This is a genomic window from Peribacillus sp. NPDC094092 (assembly GCF_050279365.1).
Classification (GTDB): Bacteria; Bacillota; Bacilli; order Bacillales; family DSM-1321; genus Peribacillus.
This window is the reverse complement of sequence record NZ_JBNNUC010000004.1, coordinates 301,958-320,015: the sequence shown is the minus strand read 5'-3', so window position 1 is coordinate 320,015 and position 18,058 is coordinate 301,958. Positions and strand designations below refer to the sequence as shown.

18 protein-coding genes are annotated in these 18,058 nt (G+C 39.5%); 12 read left to right on the top strand and 6 right to left on the bottom strand.

Annotation, left to right across the window (positions count from 1 at the left end; translation table 11 throughout):
- Window positions 1-32: 32 nt before the first annotated feature.
- From cotJC to ACQKNS_RS19925, 3 genes are read right to left on the bottom strand one after another with little or no spacing between them, the layout of a single operon-like run.
- Window positions 33-602, bottom strand: a complete 570-nt coding sequence (gene cotJC, locus ACQKNS_RS19935; RefSeq protein ID WP_427645000.1) for a spore coat protein CotJC — start codon at window positions 600-602, stop codon at window positions 33-35.
- A 12-nt stretch (window positions 603-614) separates the two neighbouring features.
- Window positions 615-881: a spore coat protein CotJB gene (locus ACQKNS_RS19930; RefSeq protein ID WP_427644999.1), complete on the bottom strand. Its 267-nt coding sequence runs from the start codon at window positions 879-881 to the stop codon at window positions 615-617.
- The gene (locus tag ACQKNS_RS19925; protein ID WP_063234475.1) at window positions 882-1,115 is read right to left on the bottom strand and encodes a spore coat associated protein CotJA; all 234 of its coding nucleotides are present in this window, start codon (window positions 1,113-1,115) and stop codon (window positions 882-884) included.
- A 257-nt stretch (window positions 1,116-1,372) separates the two neighbouring features.
- On the opposite strand from ACQKNS_RS19925, the gene ACQKNS_RS19920 reads away from it, so the two are divergent.
- From ACQKNS_RS19920 to ACQKNS_RS19905, 4 genes are all read left to right on the top strand, one after another.
- Window positions 1,373-2,185, top strand: a complete 813-nt coding sequence (locus tag ACQKNS_RS19920; RefSeq protein ID WP_427644998.1) for a LysM peptidoglycan-binding domain-containing protein — start codon at window positions 1,373-1,375, stop codon at window positions 2,183-2,185.
- Window positions 2,186-2,337: 152 nt separating this feature from the next.
- Window positions 2,338-4,467, top strand: a complete 2,130-nt coding sequence (recQ, locus tag ACQKNS_RS19915; protein ID WP_427644997.1) for a DNA helicase RecQ — start codon at window positions 2,338-2,340, stop codon at window positions 4,465-4,467.
- Window positions 4,468-4,593: 126 nt separating this feature from the next.
- Window positions 4,594-4,800: a cold-inducible protein YdjO-related protein gene (locus tag ACQKNS_RS19910; RefSeq protein WP_061463486.1), complete on the top strand. Its 207-nt coding sequence runs from the start codon at window positions 4,594-4,596 to the stop codon at window positions 4,798-4,800.
- An 848-nt stretch (window positions 4,801-5,648) separates the two neighbouring features.
- A complete protein-coding gene (locus tag ACQKNS_RS19905; RefSeq protein ID WP_034307294.1) occupies window positions 5,649-5,843 on the top strand; it encodes a cold-shock protein in 195 nt (64 codons plus the stop codon).
- Between the two features lie 88 nt (window positions 5,844-5,931).
- Here ACQKNS_RS19905 and ACQKNS_RS19900 read toward each other — a convergent pair whose 3' ends face one another.
- A complete protein-coding gene (locus ACQKNS_RS19900) occupies window positions 5,932-6,846 on the bottom strand; it encodes a YitT family protein (protein ID WP_226990376.1) in 915 nt (304 codons plus the stop codon).
- A gap of 370 nt (window positions 6,847-7,216) precedes the next feature.
- Between ACQKNS_RS19900 and ACQKNS_RS19895 the strand changes: the two genes are divergently transcribed.
- The 7 genes from ACQKNS_RS19895 to ACQKNS_RS19865 all read left to right on the top strand — a co-directional run bounded on the left by ACQKNS_RS19895 (window position 7,217) and on the right by ACQKNS_RS19865 (window position 15,088).
- Window positions 7,217-9,349 carry a PAS domain S-box protein gene (locus ACQKNS_RS19895; RefSeq protein WP_427644996.1) on the top strand — a complete coding sequence of 711 codons (2,133 nt, stop codon included), beginning with the start codon at window positions 7,217-7,219 and terminating at the stop codon, window positions 9,347-9,349.
- 18 nt (window positions 9,350-9,367) lie between these two features.
- Entirely contained in the window at window positions 9,368-10,615 is a 1,248-nt protein-coding gene (locus tag ACQKNS_RS19890) for an MFS transporter (RefSeq protein WP_427644995.1), read from the top strand.
- Between the two features lie 356 nt (window positions 10,616-10,971).
- A complete protein-coding gene (locus ACQKNS_RS19885) occupies window positions 10,972-11,763 on the top strand; it encodes an SGNH/GDSL hydrolase family protein (RefSeq protein ID WP_427644994.1) in 792 nt (263 codons plus the stop codon).
- Complete coding sequence (locus tag ACQKNS_RS19880) at window positions 11,760-12,674, top strand: ABC transporter ATP-binding protein (RefSeq protein ID WP_427644993.1); 915 nt, start codon at window positions 11,760-11,762, stop codon at window positions 12,672-12,674. The genes ACQKNS_RS19885 and ACQKNS_RS19880 overlap by 4 nt, the downstream gene beginning before the upstream one ends.
- Window positions 12,667-13,647, top strand: a complete 981-nt coding sequence (locus ACQKNS_RS19875) for an ABC transporter permease (RefSeq protein WP_427644992.1) — start codon at window positions 12,667-12,669, stop codon at window positions 13,645-13,647. The genes ACQKNS_RS19880 and ACQKNS_RS19875 overlap by 8 nt, the downstream gene beginning before the upstream one ends.
- A gap of 93 nt (window positions 13,648-13,740) precedes the next feature.
- Complete coding sequence (locus ACQKNS_RS19870; RefSeq protein WP_427644991.1) at window positions 13,741-14,577, top strand: MBL fold metallo-hydrolase; 837 nt, start codon at window positions 13,741-13,743, stop codon at window positions 14,575-14,577.
- A 79-nt stretch (window positions 14,578-14,656) separates the two neighbouring features.
- Window positions 14,657-15,088, top strand: a complete 432-nt coding sequence (locus ACQKNS_RS19865) for a CBS domain-containing protein (RefSeq protein WP_427644990.1) — start codon at window positions 14,657-14,659, stop codon at window positions 15,086-15,088.
- Window positions 15,089-15,130: 42 nt separating this feature from the next.
- On the opposite strand, the gene ACQKNS_RS19860 is transcribed toward ACQKNS_RS19865, so the two are convergent.
- Together ACQKNS_RS19860 and ACQKNS_RS19855 are read right to left on the bottom strand one after the other, a co-directional pair.
- A complete protein-coding gene (locus ACQKNS_RS19860) occupies window positions 15,131-17,104 on the bottom strand; it encodes a prolyl oligopeptidase family serine peptidase (RefSeq protein ID WP_427644989.1) in 1,974 nt (657 codons plus the stop codon).
- Between the two features lie 170 nt (window positions 17,105-17,274).
- The gene (locus ACQKNS_RS19855) at window positions 17,275-17,595 is read right to left on the bottom strand and encodes a YckD family protein (RefSeq protein WP_427644988.1); all 321 of its coding nucleotides are present in this window, start codon (window positions 17,593-17,595) and stop codon (window positions 17,275-17,277) included.
- 257 nt (window positions 17,596-17,852) lie between these two features.
- Between ACQKNS_RS19855 and ACQKNS_RS19850 the strand changes: the two genes are divergently transcribed.
- Window positions 17,853-17,999, top strand: coding sequence for a lmo0937 family membrane protein (locus ACQKNS_RS19850; RefSeq protein WP_251436829.1), 147 nt, complete (start codon window positions 17,853-17,855; stop codon window positions 17,997-17,999).
- Window positions 18,000-18,058 lie beyond the last annotated feature (59 nt).

Genomic DNA, 18,058 nt, shown 5'->3' with positions numbered 1-18,058 from the left:
TTTTCTCCGCTGCCTTTTTTATGTGAATTTCGTTAAAAGAACTTCTTTTTACCTTTTTCTTCTTTTAAAATCTCCACAGCTTCCCTGAACCTCATCGAATGGACAATTTCCCTTTCACGTAAAAACCTGAGTGAATCATTGATATCAGGATCATCCGAGATGTCAATCAACCACTGGTAGGTTGCTCTGGCCTTCTCTTCAGCAGCGATATCTTCATATAGATCTGCAATGGGATCTCCTTTGGCTTGGATATAAGTGGCAGTCCACGGATTTCCTGCCGCGTTTTGATAAAAAAGAGCACTATCATGATTGACATAATGTTCACCTAGCCCAGCTGCTGCCATCTGATGGGGGGTAGCGTCCTTTGTAAGTTTATAAATCATCGTGGCGATCATTTCCAGATGGGCAAATTCTTCGGTTCCGATATCCGTCAGCAGGCCAATTACTTTATCGGGAATTGTATATCGTTGATTTAAGTAACGGAGTGCTGCAGCTAACTCACCATCAGCACCCCCATATTGCTCTATCAAATATTTAGCCAATCTAGGATTACAGTCCCTTACTTTAACTGGATATTGCAGCTTCTTTTCATAAACCCACATAGCTATCTCTCCTTATACCTGCCATGGCCATGGGCCTTCGCCCCATTCCCATTTATTTTCACCGCCCGGACTGTTTCCAAATCCCAATAATGGACCATATTTAGGCTCAAAAACCGATTTCAACTGTTTGGAATATTCATGGAATTGATTGAATTGCTGTAAAGCCTGCTGATCGTTAGGATGTGTATCCAAATAATGTGTCAACTCAACTAGTACAAAATCGGCAGCCTGTATTTGTTCAAGCAACTGATAATATTCATCATCCAGTTTCTTTTTCATTTACGTCTCCCTTTCCCGGTATGGATTATCATAAAAATCATAAAAGAATTTCCAAAGTGTCCCGTATTTCAAAGCTTCTTCCGGTGTGAACTGCTCCAAATTCGGCGGTTGAAAATTAATATACAGATTAGGAGGTGTCCTGTAGTACTTTCTCCCAATAGGCGGGCAAGGATCGAATTTACTATGGAAAGGTTTATATGACTTTACTAAGGTAAAAGTTTTTTCACGAGTCAAAATAAATACCTCCTTTGTAAAAATATAGCCTTTAATTCTTATGCTTTAGTCATGCATAATATGACTCCCCTGGTCTGGAAAGGAAACTATCTGGAAAATGATGCTTTTTCAGAATATTATAAAATCCTGTTATGGTCTCGTTATCTTACTGTGATGTTTGTCATCTATTCTTTATCTGTTTGTTCTTTGTATAGAAAAAAACTATGTTAAGATTTAACTCGTAGCTTATAAAGCAGCTCACAAGGAGGTAACAACATATGAAAAAATCAATCTTATCGTTAGCGGCAGCGGCTGCAATATCCGGTGCATTTACAATTCCGGTACAAGCAGAAGATGTCAAAGTGAAAGATGGAGACACATTATGGGGGATATCTCAAACTTATAAAGTATCAATTGAAGATGTTAAGTCTTGGAACAATTTGTCTTCAGACGTGATTTATGCCGGAGAAACCATACATATTTCTCAAGAAGAGCATCATAAAGTAAAGTCAGGGGACACATTATCGGAAATTGCAGACAAATATGCTGTAGCGGTAAATGATATTAAATCTTGGAACGGTTTAAACTCAGATACAATCCATCCTGGTCAGAAACTGGTCATTAAACCTGCAGCTAATAAAGTCGAAGCTGCAAGTGTAGGACCCGCGCAGGAATCAGAGGCTGCACCGGCAGAACAATCAAAGCCAGTGGAACAATCGAAACCAGCAGAACAAACAAAGCCGGTTGAACAAGCGGAACCAGCAGACACAAACAATGAATCTCAAGATCAAGCAAAATCTGGAAAAGAGATTACTGTTAGTGCAACCGCCTATACGGCTGATTGTCAAGGTTGCAGCGGTACAACAGCCACAGGAGTGAACTTGAAAGCTAATCCTGATGCAAAAGTGATTGCCGTGGACCCTTCAGTCATTCCACTGGGATCAAAGGTTTATGTTGAAGGTTATGGCTACGCGACGGCAGCCGATACTGGCAGTGCCATCAAAGGGAATAGAGTGGACATATTTGTTCCAAACGAACAGGATGCCGTGAATTGGGGCGTTAAAAACGTTAAAGTGCAAATCCTGAATTAATTTAACCATGCAAAACATGTTCATATATTGAAAGAAGCAGACACAGACATAATGTGTCTGCTTCTTTTGTCCTTTAGGTTGACGGGAAAAGCAGGTACAATGGAAGAAATAGATCCTTATAAATCTTTACAAAAAATAGGGGGAGTAATAAATTGATGGAAAAGGCACGTACTTATTTACAAGAATACTTTGGTTATGAGTCATTCCGAAAAGGTCAGGAACAGATTATCGAACAGGTTTTGGAAGGAATAAACACAGCAGGAATCATGCCTACCGGCGGAGGTAAATCAATATGTTACCAAATTCCAGCCCTTCTGTTACCTGGCGTAACGCTTGTGATATCCCCACTTATTTCCTTAATGAAGGACCAAGTAGATGCCCTCGAACAAAATGGGATTGATGCCACATTTCTTAATAGCTCCATTTCTGGGTTAGAATCATCCAATAGAATGAACGATATTAAGCACGGTAGATATAAGTTGGTCTATGTTGCACCAGAACGCTTGGAAAATCCTGCATTTCAACAGGATCTTTTTAATGTGGACATATCATTGGTTGCCATTGATGAGGCCCATTGTATATCTCAATGGGGACATGACTTCAGACCAAGTTATTTAAAAATCAAAACCTTATTGAAAAACATGCCATCAGCTCCTGCTGTACTGGCATTAACGGCAACGGCCACACCGCATGTGACCGATGATATATGTCAGTCACTAGGGATATCAGAGCAGCATACAGTATCAACTGGGTTTTCCAGAGATAACCTGTTCTTTTCCGTTGTGAAAGAAGAAAATCGCGGACGGTTTTTAATGCGCTATTTACAGAAAAACAAAAGTGAATCGGGTATCATATATGCAGCCACTAGAAAAGAAGTCGATACATTGTATGCCAAGCTTATTAAGGCTGGATTCAATACAGGTCGATACCATGCTGGCATGAATGAACAAGACCGGTCGGAACAGCAAGACCAATTCATTCGGGATGACGTTCCCTTGATGGTAGCAACATCCGCCTTTGGGATGGGAATCGATAAGTCGAATGTTAGATATGTCATCCATTACCAAACTCCAAAGAACATGGAGAGTTATTATCAGGAAGCGGGCCGTGCAGGGAGGGATGGTTTGGATAGTGAATGTATTCTCTTATATTCCCCTCAGGATATGCAGATACAGCGTTTCCTGATTGATCAATCAAATCCCTCGCAGGAGTGGCAGTCCCAGGAATTGAAGAAATTGAACAGAATGAAGGATTATTGTTTTACCGAAGGGTGCTTGCAAGCCTTCATCCTTCGATACTTTGGAGAAGAAAACCCGGAAGATTGCGGTCATTGCGAAAATTGTACAGATAAACGTGAATCTGTTGAAGTAACGACACAGGCACAGATGGTTCTTTCATGCATGTTGCGAATGGGTGAGCGATTCGGTAAAACGATGATTTCCCAGGTGCTTACGGGATCACGCAATAAGAAAATTGAAGAGTTCGGATTCCAGAAGCTTTCAACCTATGGTATCATCAATGATCAATCTGCTAAGGATGTAGGTGATTTCATTGATTTCCTGACAGCAAAACAGTACATCGAAATGACGGGCGGCCAGTTTCCGGTCCTCAAGGTTACCAATGCTGGCAGGGAAGTGCTGCTGGGACAGAAAAAAGTCCTGCGCAAGGAAATAAAAAAAGTAAGCAGCATCAGTGCGGATCATGGGTTGTTCGAAGAATTAAGACAGTTAAGGAAACAATTGGCAAGCAAGGAAAATGTACCTCCATTCATTATTTTTTCCGATGCATCTTTAAAAGATATGGCCGTCAAACTGCCGAGGACGGAAGAGGAATTCCTGGAAGTTAAAGGCGTAGGGATGCAGAAATTTGAACGCTTCGGATCTGTGTTCTTACAAGGGATTTCCCAGTATGTACAGGCACACCCTGAATTAGAAACGAATACTATGGTTACAAAGGAAACGGTAAAGCGAGCTACTAAACCATCTCATGCAGAAAGCTATAGCTTATATCGGGAAGGCAAATCAATCAAGGAAATAGGAACATTGAGAGGGCTGTCTTCCGTTTCAATTGAAAATCATTTATTAAAGTGTGCAGAAGAACACATGGATATCAAATGGGATGAGATTTTCTCGGATAAAGAGTTTGATCTTGTTTTGGAAACTGCGAAACAATTGGATTCTGAAAAATTGAAACCATTAAAAGAAGCCCTGCCTGAGCATATTTCCTACTTCATGATTAAAGCGATCTTGGTTAAAGCAGGGTTGGAAAACGAAAGGTGTTAAGGTTTTTTGGATAATTTCTTCATTGAATAAATAAGATTATAGTTTAATGCGTATACTAGGAATGATAAAAAGGAGAAATTTTGCGCCTTTGATCAGAGTCTTTATATAAAAAAGAGGAGGTTGCTCATGTATTTTGGTAAAAAGAATTCAGAGGAACCAGAAATCGTTATGGAAGATACGATAGTATATGCATGTGGATCAGCAGATTGTAATGGCTGGATGAGAAAAGATTTTGCCTCGGAAAACTATGATTGCCCAATGTGCGGAAGTCAATTAGTTGAGGAAGTCAGGGAACTTCCAAAAATAGAAAATGAGTATAATGCTTTTAAATGAAAGAGGTGAATCATAGCCTCTTTATTTTTTATTTTAAGAAAGAAGTATGACGGAGCGATTTCATTTTGGATAAAGACTTTACACATAAAAATATTTATGGTATAGTTAAATTTCAGTGTTAAGAAAAGAAAACACTGGAGGGTAATTTAAAGTAGCATTTTTATTAATAAAATAATTTTTCATCATTTTCATGATGAAGTAGAAACAAGTTAAACACATCTAGAAAAAAGAACTACATGTAATTATTTTCCTCGATCCATTTCTGTTCTTCATTAACTTACTTCTATGTACCATTTGTCTTTTGGAATTTAATCTACCCAATTGGAATTACGGACGGTTTAATTAATAAACATGTACTTACAAGCTTTTATCTGATTCTCGCAGGCACGGTCTAGGAACCGTATGGATGGGAGAGAGGCAGGGCTTTCATTGTTTTAGGTTTTGGCATTAAAAAATTACTCTCATGCTCGATTCGCTTTGAAATGTTCATTGAACGAGCAGGAAGAACCATATGGAATGGATTCTTAAACAGCGCAGTCTCGATTATCTTGAAGGGTAAGTCAGGGACTGTGTTTCATTTTGGGGAATCATTTCTTTTTTAGAATCTTTCTTCAAATAAATAAAGCATATATATGATATAATGGGTACTGAGATATGAAAAATTCATGTCGTAATCTCAAGTTCTTACCATTCAAGAGTTTGTTTGAAAGAACAATGATCATACTTGGATTAACGAATGGTTATTTACTCACAATTTAGATTAAACGCCATCTATTCTTTCTTTTATCTTTATGGCTTGTGATCTGTTATGCAGGACGGAGTCAATTCAATTCTAAGGAGTGAGATATATGTATAGAAGAAATAATACGGAAGAAATCATTCCTGAAGAAACAAAGGTGTGGGAATGTACATCAGAAGATTGCAAAGGTTGGATTCGCGATAACTTTACAAGTAATGATGAACATGTTTGTCCGTTATGTAGCAGCGAGATGAAACCCGGCACCAGAATGCTTCAAGCAATCAACAATCCAAGAAATTATTAATGTTAAATAAAAAAAGCTGAAGGGAAATTTCCCTTCAGCTTTTTTTATCTTTTTGCAAATAGGATGAAGAAGCAAAAAGCGGGTGAGGTTAGTGGATATCTTTTTTCTTGAACCGACCGCCTCGAACTTCCGCGATATCCCCTACGGCAAGAAATGCAGATGGATCGAAGCTTTTGACTATCTCTTTAAGTTTTGCTTCCTCAAGCCTGTTTATTACACAAAAGATGACTTTTTTATCATCACCAGAATAGGCACCTTCTCCAGCTAAAAAGGTTACGCCCCGTCCAAGACGATTCATTATCGCATCTCCGATATCATTAAATTCATCACTGATGATCCAAACAAATTTGGATTCGTCCAAACCTGCGATGACGATATCCATCGTTTTATATGCCACGAAGTAAGCTATGATCGAATACATGGCACGGTCCCACGAGAATACGAAGCCCGCACTGCCAAGGATGAATAAATTAAAAAACATGACGATCTCCCCAACGGAAAAAGGGAGCTTCTTGCTAGCGAGAATAGCAAGTATTTCTGTACCATCCAACGAGCCGCCATATCGAATGACCATTCCAACACCAATTCCAAGAATCATTCCGCCGAATGCGGACGCTAGGAGGATATCTTGAGTGAAAGCTGGTACATGATGAAGCAATGTAGTGGTAATGGAAAGGATTAAAATTCCATAAAGGGTAGATAATGCGAAGGTTTTTCCGATTTGTTTATAACCGATAAAAAAGAAAGGAAGATTCAAAATGAAAAGAAAGATTCCAAGCTTCCATCCAGTGATGTAAGATAACATAATCGAAATACCCGTTATGCCCCCGTCGATTACGTTATTCGGCACTAGAAAAATCTCGAGGCCGACAGCCATTAAAACCGCACCGATCGTAATTAATAGACCTCTCTGTAAAATTTGTCTAAGTGTTAATTTTTTATGCTGGGTCTTCTTTTGCATAATTTCTGTTGTACTTGCACCTGCCAGGTCTGACATAATCATGCCCCCCACTCCTTCTCTCTATATAAGTTCTCTTTAATTATAAACCTATAGGTATAATTAAATAAAGAAATTAACATTCTTCATTAATATATTCCTGAATAATTATTGGTATTATTGATAATTCCCTGCAATGATGAACAGGGTTGTGAATGCTTGTCATTACCATGTATTCATATTCTACTCCATACAAAACAATAGTATTTCTCATTTTATTGATTTTATGAAAAAACCTGCATTTTCTTGGGTAAGGGGTGCTCCGAAAGAAACAGCGTGTAAATATATAGGAGTAAGGAAATAAAAAACCTTTGAGGTCCTATGAATTTACATTACAATATAGGAGAACAGAACGTAGAGGTGATCAAGTAAAAAAATGGAACAATCAATTGTGGCATCAAATCCTGTCCTCTTTATGATTGCAGTACTATTGATAATAATGGCGTGTTATACGGCTTTGGATTTACTTACAACATTACTGATGATAAAGAGATATAAACGCCTGGTATTTATAGGGAGCAGCTGCTCCATGGGAGTGGCAATCTGGACGCTTAATTTTGTGGTCATATACACACTCGATAATTCAGGAATGGCAGCATACAACTTTTCTACAATAATCTTTTCGTTAGCAATAGCAATCGCTCTCGCAGGGGGTGGATTATTGGCCATTTCGTATAAAACGCAAGTCCTGCAAATCGTTTTTTGCGGCTTCATGTTTACGATGGCCATTTTTTCCAATTATATAATGGGAACATCTTCTTTAAATCACTCTTTGCACTTTAGCCCATTGTCGGTACTCAGTACGCTTTTCAGCATCTTTATATTATTTGTAGCAGCGCTTGCAATATTATTTTATTTTAATAAATTAAGTCAATCTTCACTAAAGCCAGTCAGTACGCTTCTGATGAGTGGGGCAATCATTGAAGGGTATTATCTTTTTGTGAGAGTGTTACCGATGAACGTGAAAAATGTAACGGGTGAATTTGTTCCGCTCACTCCTTTTATGCTTTATCTTACATGCTTCGTGTCAATATTCATCCTTGCCAGCTTGATAGCATCAAGTACGATCGTGGGCCGTCGGTTAGCAAAAAGCGATAATACTGTGAGTGATATCCGTTATGCTTTAGATCAATCGGCAATCGTCGCCATCACGGATGCAAAAGGAATCATTACATATGTTAACGAAAAATTCCTGGAAATATCACAATATGAAAAACATGAACTAATTGGGAAAAATCATTCGATAATCAATTCTGGTTATCATGCAAAAGAATTTTTCACTGACTTATGGCTAACGATCAGTCAAGGGGAAACATGGCATGGAGAAATATGCAATCGGGCTAAGGATGGTAATGTTTATTGGGTGGATACAACTATCGTGCCTTTTATGAAAAAGGGGAAACCCTATCAATATATTTCCATCCGTTCGGATATTTCCAGTCGTAAAGAAGCAGAAAATGCTTTAAAGGGGTCAATCAAGGAACTGGAAGATATGCATTATGCAATTAACCAATCTTTGATTGTGGCGATAACCGATGATAAAGGAGTCATTATTGAAGTGAATGACAAGTTTTTGGAGGTTTCAGGTTATGGGAAAGGTGAATTGATAGGCCAGACCCATAAGATAGTTAATTCTGGATACCATTCAAAAGAATTCTTTGAACAAATGTGGAAGACCATCCATGAACGGAAAGTTTGGAAAGGTGAAATTAGAAACAAGGCGAAAGATGGCAGTTTTTATTGGGTCGATACAACAATTGTTCCATTTTTCAGCGAAGAGGGAGAGCCATTCCAGTTTTTGGCGCTTAGATATGACATAACTGAGCGTAAACAATCTGAAGAGATGCTCCATCGGCAGGATAAATTAGCCGCTGTCGGTCAGCTTGCTGCTGGGGTGGCACATGAAATACGGAATCCGCTGACCTCCATGAAAGGGTTTACGGAATTTTTGCAATTGAATGAAACAGACGAAAATAAACAAGAATATTTAGAAATAATCATGGATGAAATCAATCGTGTGAATGAGATAGTTGAAGAGTTCTTACAATTGGCCAAACCACAGGCATTGATATTGGAAACGAAGAATCTTGTGTCGATCATTCAAAACGTTGTATCTTTGACGGAGTTTGAAGCAAGGAAGAAGAACATCAAGCTGATTTCGGATTGTAATGACGAAGAAATCCTCGTTCGTTGTGATGAGAATCGGTTAAAACAAGTCATATTGAACTTCATTAAAAATGGGATGGAGGCTATGCCTGACGGTGGGTTCATAAAAGTCAATACTGAACTTAAAAAGGATAATGTGCATATATCCATTACCGACACAGGAATTGGGATACCGCCAGAGCAGCTTAAGAGACTTGGGGAACCATTTTTCACCACGAAAAAATCTGGAAATGGGTTAGGTCTCATGATCAGCTTTAAAATCATAGAAAGCCATTCGGGAAATGTCTTTGTCGAAAGCGAAGTCAATAAAGGAACAGTCTTTAATATCGTGCTCCCTATTTAAAATGCCTAATAGGAAGCAATGAAAAAAATCATCAACTTTGTAGAAGGTGTCTGCGTGGGGGAACTGGATTTGGAAAAACAAAAGCATGTCAATCTTATTAGCTTGAAGGTATTTTACCTTTTTTCTTTTTTTGCAGTGGGAAGTTTAACACCGCTATTAAGCGTTTATTTGGCCAATGAGGCAGGTTTATCCGGTATTGAAATAGGTACGATCATGTCTGTTGGTCCCATAGTGATGATCGTGTTTCAACCTTTTTGGGGAATTGTCTGTGATTGGAGCGGGAGACCAGCAAAAATACTTGCAATATCATCGTTTCTTGCTGGTGTATTCGGTTTAGGCTACTTGCTGTTCGAACATTATTTCCTTTTAGTATCCGTCGCAATCGCTTTGGCCATCTTTCAAAGTGCGATAATACCAGTTTCTGATAGCATCACCCTACAATATACAACAAAAATCAAATCGAATTATGGTAAAATCCGTTTATTCGGATCACTTGGTTACGGTGTGGCGGTTTTTGTAATGGGAAGGTTATCTGAATCCTTCATAGGTCCTTCCGTTATATTTTATGCCTTTTTCTTCGGCTTGTTGTTAGCGGCTAGTCTGGCTCTTCGTTTGCCCGAAGAGCCACCTGGGGGAAAAGTGAAACTTTTCGGGGGAATGAAAGAATTGATCACCATGAAACGTTTTCTTATCTTTCTTGCGATAACGTTTTTGCTTTTTGGTCCTAATCTAGCAAATAATGTATACTATGGTTTGTTTGTCGAAGCAAGAGGCGGAACATATACAGGAATCGGCATTGCGTTCCTATTAGCTGTATTATCGGAGATTCCCTTTATGAGAATGGCAGGTACCTGGATTCATAAGATCGGCCTGCTTCCAATTACTTTATTGGCTGGAACGGCTTCATTGGTCCGCTGGGGTTTATACTTCACCGAACCAAGTTTGGCTGCCGTATATGTGACTTCGATCATTCAAGGGTTTTCACTTGGTTTATTCATTCCAGCAGCTTTACAATATATCAGGGAAATTGTCCCTGCACGTATAACGGTGACAGCAATAACTCTTTATTCCTCCATTGGCAACGGATTGGGGAACTGGTTCAGTACCTTCAGTGGCGGGATAATATTGGAAAAATCAGGAATATATTCAGTCTATTTATTTTATGGTTTACTCACTCTGATCGGGATGCTGCTTACCATTTGGCTCATGAGGTTAGAAAAAAATTTGAAAGGAATGGGGAAACCTATAGATACGATTGAAAAATGATGAGTGCTTCAGTTCTAATAAGGAAGATCAAAAACGACTTCAATTGCAGTGGGCATGTTTAAGGGCTGCATGATCATTTCTCATCACTTGCAGCCGTTCCGGGGTGCCATCTTTAGTGTGTGGCATCATGTTTCCGGGTTAAAAAATACTAGACAAATTCAAAGAAAGGCAGAAAGGGAATAATAAGTCCCATTCTGCCTTTTTTTATTGATTATAGGGGAAGAGTGCGGTTTATAAAAGAAATGCTGTTAATGATTAAATCATTGGGATTTTTATACATAAGTAAACGTTTTTTTGTTTTTGGAAATAATATGATTTAATGGAAGATAGAGAATGAATGGAAGAGGTGAGTGTTTTTGCGTAAACCAAAAGTGTTGGCTACCACCATCGTATCAGCTCTTATCGGCCTGTTTTTTGTATTTTGCCTAGGATGGGCGATTATGGACCATTATGGAAAAGGAACGTCCGATTTGGAAGTAATTGAAGAAGCCCCCATTAAAAATGATCTTCCCGATGATTTTACGGTAGTGGCGATAGGCGATTCATTAACACGTGGCACAGGCGATGAAACAGGCAAAGGCTATGTTGGACTTGTAGTAGAAGATTTGAAGAGTCGATATAATAGAAAACCAATCATTCATAACCTGGGAATTAATGGACAAGTGTCTAAAGAATTGGTGCAGCAGGTGAAACAACCGGAAGTTAAGCGCCAAATCCAGGCAGCTGATGTTATTTTAGTTACAATCGGGGGTAACGATTTATTTCAAAAAGGGCAGACCCTGCTTGAATATGATCGTGAAGCTACATCCGTATCACAAAAGAAATTCTTGGGGAATTTACATGAAATTTTTAAAGATATAAATAAAGTCAATGATTCAGCTACCATTTTGTTGCTTGGGCTGTATAATCCATTTATAGATTTGGATAAGGACTTTGATACGAACCGCATTGTACGGGACTGGAATAATGAAACGGCAGAAGTCGTGGCTCATTATGAAAATGCAATTTTCGTTCCAACATTCGATTTATTTCAATTGTCGGTAAATGAGTATTTGTATTCGGACAAATTTCACCCAAATAAGAAGGGGTACCGTTTAATTGCTGATAGAGTTGCTCCTTTAATAAAATGGGAGGATGTGGAACGATGAAACAGGTGACATTGTCTGTTAAGGACTTGAGAAAAAAGATTGGCAAAAGGGAAATTATTAAAGGAATAGATTTTGAGTTGAATGAAGGTGAGGTTTTCGGCTTTTTAGGACCGAATGGAGCAGGTAAGACGACGACAATCCGCATGTTGGTCGGACTGATTAAGCCATCCTCGGGTTCCATCCATATATGCGGGTATGATGTTCGTCATGAATTTACGAAGGCTATGAAGCAAATGGGCTGCATCGTTGAAAATCCAGAGTTATATCCATTTTTGAGCGGGTGGGATAATTTGCTCCACTTTGCAAGAATGTTACCTGAAGTCGGTGAAACAAGAATGACCGAAGTTGTTGAACTCGTCGGTCTGCAAGCGAGAATTCACGATAAAGTGAAGACCTATTCGTTAGGTATGAGGCAGCGTTTAGGAATCGCTCAGGCGATGCTGAACAGCCCTAAGCTATTAATTTTGGATGAACCGACTAACGGTCTAGATCCTGCAGGAATCCGTGAAATGCGACAATTCATAAGGAAGTTGGCCGAAGAAGAAGGTATGAGTGTTCTTGTTTCCTCACACTTATTAGGTGAAATACAGCAACTTTGTGACCGGGTAGCAATTATTCAAGGCGGGGAAATTATCAAAACCGATACAGTGGAAAGCTTATTATCCACGCAGGAGCGGATCATTTGGCGGGTGGAACCATTTCAAAAGGGAGTGGAAATTCTTAGCCGCTTCACCGATATTACCTTAGATCAAAAATATATCATTACAGCTTATGATGAACTCAAAACACCCGAATGGAATGCTGCACTTAACCAAGCAGGGGTGAGGGTGCATGAAATGAATCGAAAACTCCCGGGATTGGAAGAATTGTTTTTGCAAGTTACCGGTGTCGGAGGTGCAGGCATTGAATAACTTGGTCCAAAATGAAATGATGAAGATGTTGGCAAAAAAACGGCTGATCATAATCGGTATCATCGTTGGAATTTTAGTGTTGATGTTTACATATGCCCAATACAAACAAGTGGAAGAGCAACGGGAGAAGTTGGGAACTGATGATTGGCGTGCGGCACTTCAGCAGCAAATCATTGATACTCAAAATCGATTGGGCTCGAATAGGATGCTGGATGAGTGGCGTGAACAGCTGCAAGTAAGCCTGAAGCAGCAGCAATATTATCTCGATCATGATATTAATCCCTCAGAACCGGGCGCAGCTACTTTTACACGCATGTTTTTGGAAAATGCAATTGATTTGTTCATTCCGCTGTTGATCATGATTGTGGCCAGTGATTTGGTTTCTTACGAAAATGGACAAGGCACGATAAAGCTTCTGCTGACAAGGCCAGTGGAGCGCTGGAAAATCTTATTGAGCAAATATGTAACATTATTATTATCGGTTTCGATTATCGTGGCGATGACAGCCTTATTGTCCTACCTTTTATCAGGAATCGTTTTCGGGTATCAAGGGTGGGGGGCCCCCGTAATAACCGGATTCGAATTGAATGGTGCTGATGTGGATGTCAGTCAAGTAAGGTTAGTTGAACAATGGAAATTCCTATTGATGGATTTGGGACTTGTCTGGCTGGTGGCGGTCGTTGTAGGGACCCTTTCTTTCATGCTTTCGGTTTTAGTGAGGAGTACCCCTGCAGGCATGGGCATCATGCTGGCTGCATTAATTTCCGGTGCTATATTGAACAATATGGTTTCATCATGGGAATCAGCGAAATATTTCTTTATGGTGAATTTGAAGTTGACCGCCTATATTAGCGGGACGGCTCCCCCGATAGAAGGGATGACTTTATTATCATCTGTCACTACTTTGCTCGTTTGGTGGGCTCTTGCTTTAATTGTATCCTTTACAGTATTTACCCGAAGGGATGTATACTGAGAAACAACCTATAAAAATTATAGGTTGTTTTTTATATTCTTGTACAGGGTATCCTTTTTAAAAAAAGAATGTTCAAAATTAGGAGGATTAAAAATGGATGATAATCATTTGAATGAAAAATTGCTGCCAATGACTTCAGTTTCCAGTGGTCATGTACAGGTAATAAATGAGGATATATATTGTCTGTCCGTCCAAATCGTTAATGTTGTTTTTGTAGGGTCACCCAAAGATGATAAATGGGTATTGATAGATGCAGGGATGCCGCGCTCAGCGGAGGTAATAAAGAAAACAGCTGAAGAAATATATGGACCTCAAAATCCACCTGCTGCCATTATTTTGACACATGGACATTTCGATCATGTTGGTGCACTGATTGAGTTAATGGAGTATTGGAATGCTCCTGTTTATGCCCATATAAAAGAAATGCCTTATTTAACGGGACAGGAAAATTACCCCGAACCGGACCCTACAGTTGAAGGGGGGATGGTCGCAAAAATTTCTTGGATATTTCCGAATGAGGGAATAAATCTTGATGAAAAAGTTCAGCCATTGCCTGATGACCAAAGTGTTCCCGGGCTTCGCGATTGGAAATGGATTCATACCCCTGGTCATTCAAAAGGACATATTTCACTTTTCCGTGAAAGTGACCGAAGTTTGATTGCTGGAGATGCTTTTGTGAATGTCAGGCAAGATTCCCTATACAAGGTAATCACTCAGGAGAAAGAAATTGCGGGCCCGCCGCGGTATTTGACAACTGATTGGGAGGCGGCAAAAGGATCTGTAAAATTATTGGAAAGCATGAAGCCGGCTGTTGCCATAACGGGGCACGGGTATCCTGTTGAAGGGAAAGAACTGGAAATGGGTTTATCAAAGCTTGCAAAGGAGTTCGATTCATTAGCTAAACCGGATCATGGGAAATATGTGGAATGAAGCAAGAATGCGTTACATGAATAATTTCTCTTCATAGGTCAAAAATAAACAAGCAACTTATGAAAATGGAGGGATTTCCGTGACTACATTAAGAGATATCATGACAACAAACGTGGATTGTTGCACGGCGGAAGATAATATATATGAAGCAGCAGTCAAAATGAAGAATGATGATGTTGGTGTCATTCCTGTACTGGAGAATAACCATTTGATTGGTGTCATCACAGACAGGGATATCGTCATTCGCTGTGTTGCCGAGAAAAAGCCGAATTCAACTAGAATTACTGATGTCATTTCCACGAACCTTGTAACTGGTACCCCTGATATGTCAGTGGAGGAAGCTGAAGAGTTAATGGCCACCGAACAAATCAGAAGGCTCCCTATCATTGAGAATGACAAGCTGGTGGGTGTCGTGGCATTAGGTGATCTTGCTGTACATCATCAGACAAATTCAATGGCGGGAAATGCTTTAAGTTCGATTTCCGAGGACAGAGACCAAATTCAACACTAAAAACAAAAACTCTGTTAGCTTTTGCTAACAGAGTTTTTGTTTTTAAAGGTGTTCATTGAACCATCCTTTGATTTCCTCAATATGTTGCAGGCGCATTTTTGGAGATCCACTTCGGGAAACTTCATGAGTTTCATCTGGAAAGGAAACAAGCACTGCTTCTTTTTTTTGCCGTTTTAAAGCGACAAAAAATTGCTCGCTCTGTTCAATGGGACAGCGGAAATCCTTTTCACCGTGAAGTAAAAGTAAAGGGGTATTAACATTGGAAACATATTTTAAAGGAGAGTGCTGCCATAATTTTTCAGCGGAATTAACGATATCGCCGCCCACTTCCCACTCTGTAAAATAATAGCCAATGTCGCTGACCCCATAAAAACTTAGCCAGTTACTTATGCAACGCTGAGTCACAGCAGCCTTGAAGCGGTCGGTATGGCCGATGATCCAATTTGTCATGAACCCTCCATAACTTCCTCCGGATACCCCTAAATCTTCATGCTCGATAAAATCATACGTGGCTAAAACGTGATCAACCCCGGCCATTAAGTCCTTATAATCCATGCCTCCATAATCGCCCCGGCAGGCATTTACGAAGTCTTGGCCATATCCTACACTCCCGCGCGGGTTAGTGAACAATACAGTATAGCCTTCATTAGCCAAGGTCTGGAATTCATGAACATAGGTATTGGCATACATCATATGCGGACCGCCGTGAATTTCTAAAATGAGCGGATATTTTTGATTGCCATTAAAATCGGTCGGTCTCATAATCCAGCCGTGGATGGTAAGACCATCAACAGATGGAAAAGTAATGGGTTCAGCCATGGACAAATGTTTATCCTTCAAAAAATCCTCATTAACAAAACTGATTTGTTCCTTATCGCCATTGGTAAGGTTATAAGCAAAGAGATCGCCGGGATGAACAGGAGTACTAATGGCCACGACAGCACGATGGCTTTCAGGATCTATAGTCAGGCCGTATATATGCTGCGGGTCAAGGATCGATGGATACATGGCCCCTTCAATGGAACCATAATAAACCCCGGTATTTCCGTAATCGCTAATTAAAAAGTAAAAGCCTTGGCTATCGTTTGTCCATAAGATACCAGGGTCGACGGCTCCGATTTGGAAATCACCAATTGCGGAATCTCCAATTTGGACGTCCCATCCATCGGTCAAACACTGAGTTGTTTGATTGAAAATGGAATATAACCAGATATTTGAAAAGGTGGCACCGGCAAATTCTTTATTATGGCCAATGAAAGATAGATATTCGCCATTTGGAGACCATTTCGGATCTCTAAAGAAGCCTTTGCCATCCGTTATCCTCTCTAAAGCTTTCGTTTCTAGTTCCATGATGAAAATATCGGAAAAAAGTTCATCATCACTTCTTTCTGCATCCCCGCTTATGAATGCAATACGCTGTCCGTCTGGGGACCATGCATTCGGATGATGATCAATATTGTTGTCCGTTAACAATGTGGAATCTCCCTTGAAAATTTCCACTATAACAAGCTGCTGATATAACTGATCAAAATAGCCTCTCCCATCCCATTTATACTTAATCCGGTCATACCTATGAACTTCTTTGGACAAATCATTATCTTTGACCGTATTAAGGTTTTCCCCCTCCTTTAATCCGGTTGAAAGCAGTAACTTGGTGGAACAAGGAGACCAAATAGGCTTTGATACACCGTTCACGAAATGGGTCAGCTGTCGAGCTTCCCCGCCAATGCTCCCTATAATGTGGACTTGTTTTTTACCAGATCTGTCCGATAAAAAGGCGATATGCTTGCCGTCGGGGGACCAGGCTGGTGATGTATCACGATTTTCCCCGAAAGTCCATTGCTTTGTTTCATTCGTAATCAGGCTGAACATATACAGATTGGAAATGTATTTTTCCGTTTTTTCATCTATTCTGGTTTGGACATAAATCACCATGCTGCCATCCGGGGATAGCTTTGGATCGGTTACTGATTTCAAGTGAAATAAGTCTCTTGCTGTTATACCTATTTTGTTCATCCTTTTCACCCTTTCATTTCTCATAGTTATGTATTTCGCTAAAGAGAAATATAAATCCTTTAGTAAATGGTAAACGCGCAATGTTTATTTATCAAGGACGAAAGAAATGAAAATAATCCGGCCTATTCATCAGGTCGGATTATCAGGCTATATAGGCAAATAACATACAATTACTTGTGCATGTGTCGAGAATGTGGGCGGTGCGGCGGAATTTGAAAATTATGTTCTTCCATCATTTTATAATGTTCTTCAAAATGTGATACCATTTTATCGGCTTCTTCTTTCGAAAGCGCGCCATACTCGACATATTTTTCGATCAATAACTTTTTATCAGCGAGTATCTGTTTTTGGATCTTAGCGATTTCCGATTTTTGAGCTTCAGTGAATTGGACACTTTCCGGTTTTGCTTTATTTTCTTGTGCAGCCGGGTGATTCAGGTTAACCAAGAATAGGGAACAAGCTGTTAAACAGATGACTAAAAACTTTTTCATGAATGAACGACTCCTTTTAATTGGATTTTTGCGGAACCTATAAAACCTGAAAGTCTCTTCCTTATGGTGAATGTTCTTCAATATGGAAGATTCCTTATTTCTTTATTATCATTTACAGCATTTACAGTTTTATGTAAAAAATAGGGTGAGGGTTTGTTACAGAAAGATATGGGTATTTTAAATGTAAGCAGAAAACTTCTTTGTAGGTTCACATTAATAAAAAGTCATTTAAAGAAGGGAAGAGAGGGGGATTAATCATGATTTGGACAATTATTGGTTTAATCATATTATTATGGGTTCTTGGTTTAGTCTTTAAAGTGGCTGCAGGATTTATACATATATTGCTTATCATCGCGGTCATTCTCATTTTGGTTAAAGTTTTTAAGGGAAGGAATCGAATATAGGTGTTTATAGTAGAAAACTCTATAAATACCAATGTAAAAGGCGGCCTGGTGGACAGGTC

Bases quoted from the DNA above. Each gene is read 5' to 3' on its own strand.
- ACQKNS_RS19895 (WP_427644996.1), top strand. From the start codon at position 7,217: ATGGAACAATCAATTGTGGCATCAAATCCTGTCCTCTTTATGATTGCA.
- ACQKNS_RS19930 (WP_427644999.1), bottom strand. From the start codon at position 881: ATGAAAAAGAAACTGGATGATGAATATTATCAGTTGCTTGAACAAATA.
- ACQKNS_RS19920 (WP_427644998.1), top strand. From the start codon at position 1,373: ATGAAAAAATCAATCTTATCGTTAGCGGCAGCGGCTGCAATATCCGGT.
- ACQKNS_RS19870 (WP_427644991.1), top strand. From the start codon at position 13,741: ATGGATGATAATCATTTGAATGAAAAATTGCTGCCAATGACTTCAGTT.
- cotJC (WP_427645000.1), bottom strand. From the start codon at position 602: ATGTGGGTTTATGAAAAGAAGCTGCAATATCCAGTTAAAGTAAGGGAC.
- ACQKNS_RS19905 (WP_034307294.1), top strand. From the start codon at position 5,649: ATGTATAGAAGAAATAATACGGAAGAAATCATTCCTGAAGAAACAAAG.
- ACQKNS_RS19855 (WP_427644988.1), bottom strand. From the start codon at position 17,595: ATGAAAAAGTTTTTAGTCATCTGTTTAACAGCTTGTTCCCTATTCTTG.
- ACQKNS_RS19890 (WP_427644995.1), top strand. From the start codon at position 9,368: ATGAAAAAAATCATCAACTTTGTAGAAGGTGTCTGCGTGGGGGAACTG.
- ACQKNS_RS19860 (WP_427644989.1), bottom strand. From the start codon at position 17,104: ATGAACAAAATAGGTATAACAGCAAGAGACTTATTTCACTTGAAATCA.
- ACQKNS_RS19880 (WP_427644993.1), top strand. From the start codon at position 11,760: ATGAAACAGGTGACATTGTCTGTTAAGGACTTGAGAAAAAAGATTGGC.
- ACQKNS_RS19900 (WP_226990376.1), bottom strand. From the start codon at position 6,846: ATGATTATGTCAGACCTGGCAGGTGCAAGTACAACAGAAATTATGCAA.
- ACQKNS_RS19850 (WP_251436829.1), top strand. From the start codon at position 17,853: ATGATTTGGACAATTATTGGTTTAATCATATTATTATGGGTTCTTGGT.
- ACQKNS_RS19910 (WP_061463486.1), top strand. From the start codon at position 4,594: ATGTATTTTGGTAAAAAGAATTCAGAGGAACCAGAAATCGTTATGGAA.